The 8,633-nt window shown below is 66.6% G+C and carries 7 protein-coding genes; 3 read left to right on the top strand and 4 right to left on the bottom strand.

Annotated elements, in window-relative coordinates; all coding sequences use genetic code 11:
• Positions 1–315: 315 nt before the first annotated feature.
• From QRO91_RS20760 to QRO91_RS20750, 3 genes are all read right to left on the bottom strand, one after another.
• A complete protein-coding gene (locus QRO91_RS20760) occupies positions 316–930 on the bottom strand; it encodes an RluA family pseudouridine synthase (RefSeq protein ID WP_197620061.1) in 615 nt (204 codons plus the stop codon).
• A 96-nt stretch (positions 931–1,026) separates the two neighbouring features.
• Positions 1,027–2,013 (bottom strand): malate dehydrogenase, encoded by a 987-nt coding sequence (locus tag QRO91_RS20755; RefSeq protein WP_004153634.1) that lies wholly within the window; start codon positions 2,011–2,013, stop codon positions 1,027–1,029.
• Positions 2,014–2,131: 118 nt separating this feature from the next.
• A complete protein-coding gene (locus QRO91_RS20750) occupies positions 2,132–2,623 on the bottom strand; it encodes a peptidylprolyl isomerase (RefSeq protein ID WP_005408225.1) in 492 nt (163 codons plus the stop codon).
• Positions 2,624–2,896: 273 nt separating this feature from the next.
• Here QRO91_RS20750 and typA point away from each other — a divergent pair, with 273 nt between their 5' ends.
• From typA to QRO91_RS20735, 3 genes are read left to right on the top strand one after another with little or no spacing between them, the layout of a single operon-like run.
• On the top strand, positions 2,897–4,744 hold the full coding sequence (gene typA, locus QRO91_RS20745) for a translational GTPase TypA (protein ID WP_010483969.1): 1,848 nt from the start codon (positions 2,897–2,899) through the stop codon (positions 4,742–4,744).
• A gap of 11 nt (positions 4,745–4,755) precedes the next feature.
• Complete coding sequence (locus tag QRO91_RS20740) at positions 4,756–5,223, top strand: DUF2127 domain-containing protein (RefSeq protein WP_049432763.1); 468 nt, start codon at positions 4,756–4,758, stop codon at positions 5,221–5,223.
• Between the two features lie 41 nt (positions 5,224–5,264).
• The gene (locus QRO91_RS20735) at positions 5,265–6,887 is read left to right on the top strand and encodes an amidase (RefSeq protein ID WP_197651135.1); all 1,623 of its coding nucleotides are present in this window, start codon (positions 5,265–5,267) and stop codon (positions 6,885–6,887) included.
• 72 nt (positions 6,888–6,959) lie between these two features.
• On the opposite strand, the gene QRO91_RS20730 is transcribed toward QRO91_RS20735, so the two are convergent.
• Positions 6,960–8,102, bottom strand: a complete 1,143-nt coding sequence (locus QRO91_RS20730) for a mechanosensitive ion channel family protein (protein WP_197651134.1) — start codon at positions 8,100–8,102, stop codon at positions 6,960–6,962.
• Between the last annotated feature and the right edge of the window lie 531 nt (positions 8,103–8,633).

Raw genomic sequence — 8,633 nt, 5'->3', positions numbered from 1 at the left:
CCCCCCCCCCCCCCCCCCCCCCCCCCCCCCCCCCCCCCCCCCCCCCCCCCCCCGGAACACACCCCCCCACCCCCCCACCCGCCAGCGGCGGCGGTGGGGGGGGGGGGTTTTTGTTAAAACGACACCCCCCCCCGCGGGGGGGGGGGGGGGCCCCCAGGGGGCCCCCCACCCCCCCCCCATGGATGGGTTTACGGCGTGTCCTGCCCACCCATACCGCCCCGCCAACCCACGGACAGCCCGCTTTTGACGTTGATGTTGATGTTGATGTTGATGTTGATTCTGCAGGTGCAGGGCTGCAGGCCCTGCCGCCTCCCCCTAGAACGGAGCCGCGGACTCGAACGCGAGCGCCTCGCCCGTCAGCGGATGCGTAAACCGCAGGCTGCGCGCATGCAGATGCACGCGTTGCGCCGGCGCCGCGTCATACAGCACGTCGCCGACGATGGGATGGCCGAGGCTGGCCATGTGCAGGCGCAGCTGATGGCTGCGGCCAGTGATCGGTTCCAGCGCCACGCGCGTGCGCTGCGCTTCAGCATCACGGGCCAGCACGCGCCAACGCGTCAGCGCCGGCTTGCCGCGCTCATGGTCGATCATCTGCTTCGGCCGGTTCGGCCAGTCCACGATCAATGGCAGGTCCACTTCGCCGGCATCGCCCTCAAGCAGGCCCTGCAGAACGGCTTCGTAGCACTTGCCAACCTGGCGCTGCTCGAACTGCATCGACAACGCCGCCTGCATGTCCTTGCCACGCGCATGCAGCAGCAGCCCGGAGGTCACCTGGTCCAGGCGGTGCACGGTCAAGGCATCCGGATACAGCGCCTGCAGGCGCGCGACGACACAGTCCTGGTTCTCGGCGCTGCGGCCAGGCACGGACAGCAGGCCGGCGGGCTTTTCAGCTACCAGCAGCGCGTCGTCGATGTAGTGCAGGTGGATCATGCGGTTCCAGGAATTCCAAATGAAAACGGGGAAGCCGAAGCCTCCCCGTCTTCTGCGTACCGACCCACGGTCGGTACCTACCGGCCGAGGCCCGTATCAGCCCAGCAGGTGGGCGACGCCGGCGCGCTCTTCTTCCAGCTCGGCCAGGGTCTTGTCGATGTACTTCTGGCTGAAGTCGTCGATCGGCAGATCCTTCACCAGGGTGTACTTGCCGTTCTCGGTGGTCACCGCGAAGCCGAAGATCACGCCCTCCGGAATGCCGTAGGAACCGTCGGACGGCACGCCCATGGTGACCCACTTGCCGTTGCTGCCCAGCACCCAGTCACGCACGTGGTCGATGGCGGCGTTGGCGGCCGACGCAGCCGAGGACGAGCCACGGGCTTCGATGATCGCCGCGCCGCGCTTGCCGACGGTCGGGATGAAGGTGTTGGCGTTCCACTCCTGGTCGTTGATCGCATCGGCGATCGACGCACCATCGGCGGTGGCGAAACGGTAGTCCGGGTACATGGTCGGGCTGTGGTTGCCCCACACCACCAGCTTCTCCATGCCACCGACCGGCTTGCCGAGCTTGGTCGACAGCTGGCTCAGCGCGCGGTTGTGGTCCAGGCGCAGCATGGCGGTGAAGTTTTCCGGCTTCAGGTCCGGGGCCGACTTCATGGCGATGTAGGCATTGGTGTTGGCCGGGTTGCCGACCACCAGCACCTTCACGTCACGGCTGGCGACCTTGTTCAGCGCCGCGCCCTGGGCGGTGAAGATCTTGGCGTTTTCCAGCAACAGGTCCTTGCGCTCCATGCCCGGGCCGCGCGGACGCGCGCCGACCAGCAGGGCGATGTCGGCGTCCTTGAACGCGACTTCGGCGTCATCGGTGCCGACCATGCCGGCCAGCAGCGGGAAGGCGCAGTCTTCCAGCTCCATCATCACGCCCTTCAGGGCGGCCTGGGCCTTGTCGACCGGCAGTTCCAGCAGCTGCAGGATGACCGGCTGGTCCTTGCCCAGCATTTCGCCGGAGGCGATGCGGAACAGCAGGGCATAACCGATCTGGCCGGCGGCGCCGGTCACGGCAACACGAACGGGTGCTTTCATGGGGGTTTCCTCTTGCTTGCAAGCGTTTGATGGGACGCCGCGGGCGGAGCCACGCAGGCCTGGCGGGCGGCGGGGAACAGGGAAACGGCCACCCGTGGGTGGCCGTTTCGAAGGGGGATCAGGCGGCGAGGTGCTTGTTCCACTCGGCGACGCGGTCGGCCTGGGCGGCCAGCACGGCGTCGACGTCGCCTTCCAGGGTGATCGAATGGATCACGTCACCCTGCTTGACCGAATCGACGATGGCCTGGCCTTCCAGGACCTTGCCGAAGACGGTGTGGCGGCCGTCCAGCCAGTCGGTCTTGATGTGGGTGATGAAGAACTGGCTGCCGTTGGTGTTCGGGCCGGCGTTGGCCATCGACAGCGAGCCGACCTCGTGCTTCACGCCATTCTTCTCGTCTTCGAACTTGTAGCCCGGGCCGCCGGTGCCACGACCCTGCGGGCAGCCGCCCTGGATCATGAAGTCGGCGATCACGCGGTGGAAGATCAGGCCGTCATAGAAGCCGTGCTTGACCAGGTTCACGAAGTTGGCCACGGTCAGCGGCGCCTTGTCGGCAAACAGCTCGACCTTGATCGGGCCCTGGGTGGTGTCGAAAGTGGCGATGAGGGACATGAAGATCCTTGATGCAAAGGGGAATGCGTCTAGCCACCTAGTTTACACCCGCCTCGTGTCGGCGGCGGCTTCGACCATTGGTGAAGCGCCCCGCTTCAGCCCACGGACGGGGAGCCGCGCAGCGGGGTCCTGGCGGCCTCGGCCGGCGCGGCGGATGGCCAGCTGAATGGGCCCCGTGACAGGCGTGAAATCCACCTTTTCGCGAATCGTCAAGTTCGACGTATAATGTTGGACTTCTTTTTCCAAATCCGGCGCCGACTGGCCCCCTTTCGTATGTCCATCGAAAATCTTCGCAACATCGCCATCGTCGCCCACGTCGACCATGGCAAGACCACCCTGGTCGACCAGCTGCTGAAGCAGTCCGGCACCCTGTCCGAGCGTACCGTCCTCGCCGAGCGCGTGATGGACAGCAACGACCAGGAAAAGGAACGCGGCATCACCATCCTGGCCAAGAACACCGCCATCACCTGGGAAGACAAGAAGACCGGCATCAAGAACCGGATCAACATCGTCGACACCCCCGGCCACGCCGACTTCGGTGGCGAGGTCGAGCGCGTGCTGTCGATGGTCGACACCGTGCTGATCCTGGTCGATGCGATGGACGGCCCGATGCCGCAGACCCGCTTCGTGACCCAGAAGGCCTTCGCGATGGGCTTCAAGCCGATCGTCGTGGTCAACAAGGTCGACCGTCCGGGCGCCCGTCCGGAATGGGTGATCGACCAGGTCTTCGACCTGTTCGACAAGCTCGGCGCCACCAACGAGCAGCTGGACTTCCCGATCGTCTACGCCTCGGGCCTGAACGGCTATGCCGGCCTGGAAGACACCGTGCGTGACGGCGACATGACCCCGCTGTACGAAGCGATCATGCAGCACGCGCCGCGCCCGGAAGTGGACCCGGAAGGCCCGTTCCAGATGCGCATCAGCCAGCTGGACTACAACAACTTCGTGGGCGTGATCGGCATCGGCCGCATCCAGCGCGGCACCCTGAAGAAGAACATGCAGGTCGCGGTCATCGACCGTGAAGGCAAGAAGCGCAACGGCAAGGTGCTGCAGGTGCTGGGCTTCATGGGCCTGGAGCGCATCGAGCAGGATTCGGCCGAGGCCGGCGACATCGTGGCCATCTCCGGCATCCAGGAGCTGACCATCTCCGACACCATCTGCGCACCGGACTTCCCGGAAGCGCTGCCGGCGCTGACCGTCGACGAGCCGACCATCTCGATGACCTTCCAGGTCAACAACTCGCCGTTCGCCGGCAACAAGGACCTGTCCGGTGGCAAGTTCCTGACCAGCCGCCAGATCAAGGACCGCCTGGACCGTGAAAAGGTCCACAACGTGGCCCTGAAGGTCGAGCAGCTGGAAGACGCCGACAAGTTCCTGGTCTCCGGCCGTGGCGAACTGCACCTGTCGGTGCTGATCGAGAACATGCGCCGCGAAGGCTACGAGCTTGCCGTGTCGCGTCCGGAAGTGATCATCAAGGAAATCGACGGCCAGATGATGGAGCCGATCGAGCAACTGGTGGTGGACATCGAAGAAATCCACCAGGGCGGCGTGATGGAAAAGCTGGGCACCCGCAAGGGCCAGCTGAAGAACATGGAATCGGACGGCAAGGGCCGTGTGCGCCTGGAATACTCGATCCCGGCCCGTGGCCTGATCGGCTTCCAGAACGAGTTCAAGACCCTCACCCAGGGTTCGGGCCTGCTGTTCCACGTGTTCGACCACTACGGTCCGAAGGAACAGGGCGCGATCGCCAAGCGCATCAACGGCGTGATGATCGCCAATGCGCCGGGCACCACCCCGGCCTACTCGCTGGGCCCGCTGCAGGAGCGCGGCAAGCTGTTCGCTGCTGAAGGCGACAACGTGTATGAAGGTCAGCTGGTCGGCATCCACTCCAAGGACAACGACCTGACCGTCAACGCGATCAAGACCAAGCCGCTGACCAACATGCGCGCTTCGGGCAAGGACGATGCGATCCAGCTGACCCCGGCGATCAAGTACTCGCTGGAACAGGCCCTGGACTTCATCGAAGACGATGAGCTGGTCGAGATCACCCCGAAGGAGATCCGTCTGCGCAAGAAGTTCCTGACCGAAAGCGACCGCAAGAAGGCTTCGCGCGGCGGCTGAGCCAGCACCCCGTGAACCAGAGCGGCTACAACCCGGATCCGCACCGGCATCCGGGTCTCCACGTCATCGCCCTGCTTGAAGCGAGCAAGGCGATGCTGGCGCTGTTGGCCGCCACCGGGCTGGAAGTGCTCGGACCGCAGCCGCTACGGCACGGCATCATGGCCCTGATCCGGCGTTTCAGCCTGGATCCGGACCATGGCACCCTGCCCTCGCTGCTGCACATGATCAGCCCCGATGCGGTCCACCTGGCCGCGGCGGGGATGATCGGCTACGGCCTGCTGCACCTGGTCGAGGCCTGGGGCCTGTGGCGGGCCAAGGCCTGGGCCTCCTGGCTGGGCTGCCTGACCGCCTCGCTGTACCTGCCTTTCGACATCTTCGCGATCATCCGCCATCCCGGCTGGCCGTCGTGGACCATCCTGGCGATCAACCTGATCGTGGTCTACGTCCTCGCCCGCGACCTGCGCAAGCGCCACCGCTGAGCACCGGCTACACTGGGGGTTGGAGCCGACCAAGCCGCCCCATGCGCCCGTCCTTGCCGCCTCTGCTGACCTGCCTGCTCGCCGCGCTGCCTGCGCTGCTTTCGGCTGGCTGCAGCCCGGCCACGCCCAGCGCGCATGCGGCCGAACCTGCGAGCCGCAACGTGCCGTTCCCGTACGCCGAAACCGATGTCGCCGACCTGCAGGCGCGGATGACCGCCGGTGAGCTGGACAGCACCACCCTGACCCAGGCCTACCTGCAGCGCATCGCCAGCCTCGACCGCACCGGGCCACGCCTGCGCGCGGTGATCGAGCTCAACCCCGATGCCCTGAAGGAAGCCGCCGCCCGCGACCGCGAGCGCCGCGAAGGACGCCTGCGCGGTCCGCTGCATGGCATCCCGCTGCTGCTGAAGGACAACATCAACGCCGCACCGATGGCCACCAGTGCCGGCTCGCTGGCCCTGCAGGGTTTCCGCCCGGACGACGCCTATCTGGTGCGCCGGCTGCGCGACGCCGGCGCCGTGGTGCTGGGCAAGACCAACCTCAGCGAGTGGGCCAACTTCCGCGGCAACGACTCCATCTCCGGCTGGAGCGCGCGCGGTGGCCAGACCCGCAACCCCTACCGCATCAGCCATTCACCGTGCGGTTCCAGCAGCGGCAGCGCGGTGGCCGTGGCCGCCAACCTGGCCAGCGTGGCGATCGGCACCGAAACCGACGGCAGCATCGTCTGCCCGGCGGCGATCAACGGCGTGGTCGGCCTGAAGCCGACGGTCGGGCTGGTCAGCCGCGATGGCATCGTACCGATCTCCTTCAGCCAGGACACCGCCGGACCAATGACACGCAGCGTCGCCGATGCTGCTGCCGTGCTGACCGCGATCGCCGGCCGCGATGACGCCGATCCCGCCACCGCGACCATGCCCGGCCGCGCGGTCTACGACTACACCGCACGCCTGGACCCGCAGGGCCTGCGCGGCAAACGCATCGGCCTGCTGCAGACGCCGCTGCTGAAGTACCGCGGCATGCCGCCGCTGATCGATCAGGCGGCGATCGAGCTGCGTCGCGCCGGTGCCGTCGTGGTACCCGTCGAACTGCCCAACCAGGGCGCATGGGCCGAGGCCGAGCGCACGCTGCTGCTGTACGAATTCAAGGCGGGCCTGGAGCGCTACTTCAGCACCCATCGCGCCCCGCTGCGCAGCCTTGCCGAGCTGATCGCCTTCAACCAGGCCCACAGCAAGCAGGAACTGGGCCTGTTCGGCCAGGAACTGCTGGTAGAGGCTGACGCCACCGCTGGCCTGGCAGACCCTGCCTACATCCGCGCGCGCAGCGATGCGCGCCGGTTGGCCGGCCCGGAAGGCATCGATGCCGCCCTCTCCGCCCATCAACTCGATGCGCTGGTGGCGCCGACCACCGGCGTGGCGTGGCCGATCCGCAGCGAGGGCGACGACTTCCCCGGCGAGAGCTACAGCGCCGCCGCCGTGGCCGGTTACCCCAGCCTGACCGTGCCGATGGGCCAGATCGATGGCCTGCCGGTCGGCCTGCTGTTCATGGGCACCGCCTGGAGCGAGCCGAAGCTGATCGAGATGGCCTACGCCTACGAGCAGCGCACCCGTGCCCGGCGACCGCCGCACTTTGATACTGACGCACTGATCGACGCTGGCGAGCCTTGATCGCGTTTATGTAGAGCCGAGCCCACGTTCGGCTTCATCGGAAAATCGAAGGCAGCCGAGCATGGCTCGGCCCTACAGAGGCTGGTCGGGCTCCATCGGCACGATCGCGGCTTCGCCATCTTCAGCCCCCGGCGACCGCACATCCGCGGTACGCGCCCGCGGACCGCGCGGCCTATCCAGCTCATCATCGTGCTGCACACGTGCACGTACCTGCGGCAGCGCCTGCGGATGCTCGCGCGCAAGGAAATCGAGCATGCGCTCACGCACCAGGCAACGCAGGTCGAAGGCATCGCCGGAACTGCGTGCGCTGACCAGCAGCCGCACCTGGATCGCGCGTTCGCTGGTTTCGGTCACCTGGGTCACGCAGACCCGACCATCCCACAGCGCTTCGCCACGACAGATGCGCTCCAGCTCGGCGCGGATCGCCGCAATCGGTGCCCGGTAGTCCAACCACAGGAAGGCCGTGCCGAGCAGATCGGCACTGCGCCGCGTCCAGTTCTGGAACGGGTTCTCGATGAACCAGGTCAACGGCACCACCATCCGCCGCTCGTCCCAGATGCGCACCACCACGTAGCTGCTGCCGATCTCCTCGATGCGTCCCCACTCACCTTCAACGATCACCACATCGTCCAGCCGGATCGGCTGCGTCACTGCGATCTGCAGGCCAGCGATCAGATTGCCGAACACCGGCTTGGCCGCAATGCCGGCCACCAGGCCGATAAGACCCGCCGAGGCCAGCAGAGCCGTGCCGATCTTCTGCACCATCGGAAAGGTCAACAGCACCAGCGAGGCGCCGAGCACGATGATGCCCCCCATGAACACGCGGCTGAGCACCCGCGTCTGGGTCTGGATGCGGCGCGCTTCCAGGTTGTCGGAGACATCGATGGGATGGCCGCGCAGGATCGCGCGCTCACCCGCCGCCACCGCGCGTACCAGCAACCAGATGAAGCAGGCGGTCAGCGCGATGTGCAGCACATGCTGCAGATTGCCCAGCACGGGATCCTGCAGCGGCGTGGCCTGCAGCGCGGGGATCAACAGCAGCAGTGGCCACGCGGTCGCCATCGGCAGGCCAAGCACGCGACCGATGCGCGCGCGCCGACGATCACGCCCTTTCAGCCGATGATAGATCCAGAGGATCAGCCACGCGCCGATGCCACCCGCTACTGCTGCCAATCCCAACGGCCATGCGTAGGCCTGCGCGCTTTGCCAGTGCACCGTTGCTACCTCCACTCGAACAGCCTAGCGGACAGCCTCGCGCATGGCGCATGAGCGTCACGTCAGCCGTTCGTAAGCAGGGTGTTGGTCGGCAGGGCTTGCAGCCCTGCACCTGCTGCGAACCGAAGCAACAGCAACAGCCGAAGCAGAAGCGGGTTTCCTGTGGGATGGCGGGGTGGGTCCGGTTGCGGGGGACGCCGTGAATCCGTCCATGGAGGCTCGGTCGCCCCATCCATGCGGCTCACTGATCTGGCCCCCGCAACCGGCCCCACCCCGCCTTCGACAGTTTCCTGCGATCTGCCAGCAAAGTCTGGGGTCAGATCCGTTTTCCGGAGGAAAACGGATCTGACCCCATCTTCTGATTTCGAAATCTGACAGACATTCATCCACGCATGGCGTGGACCCACCGTGTCGACCAAGGTCGACACCTACCAACAGCCGCAGGGATCTGTCAGAGGCGGGGCGGTGTGGGTGGGCAGGACCGTTGGCGCCATGGATGGCGCCATCGAGCCCCCAAGGACGGGTTTACGG

This window comes from Stenotrophomonas maltophilia group sp. Smal32 (genome assembly GCF_030237085.1).
Classification (GTDB): domain Bacteria; phylum Pseudomonadota; class Gammaproteobacteria; order Xanthomonadales; family Xanthomonadaceae; genus Stenotrophomonas; species Stenotrophomonas maltophilia_Q.
The sequence above is the reverse complement of the archived record's forward strand: the minus strand, read 5'-3'. Positions and strand labels throughout refer to the sequence as shown.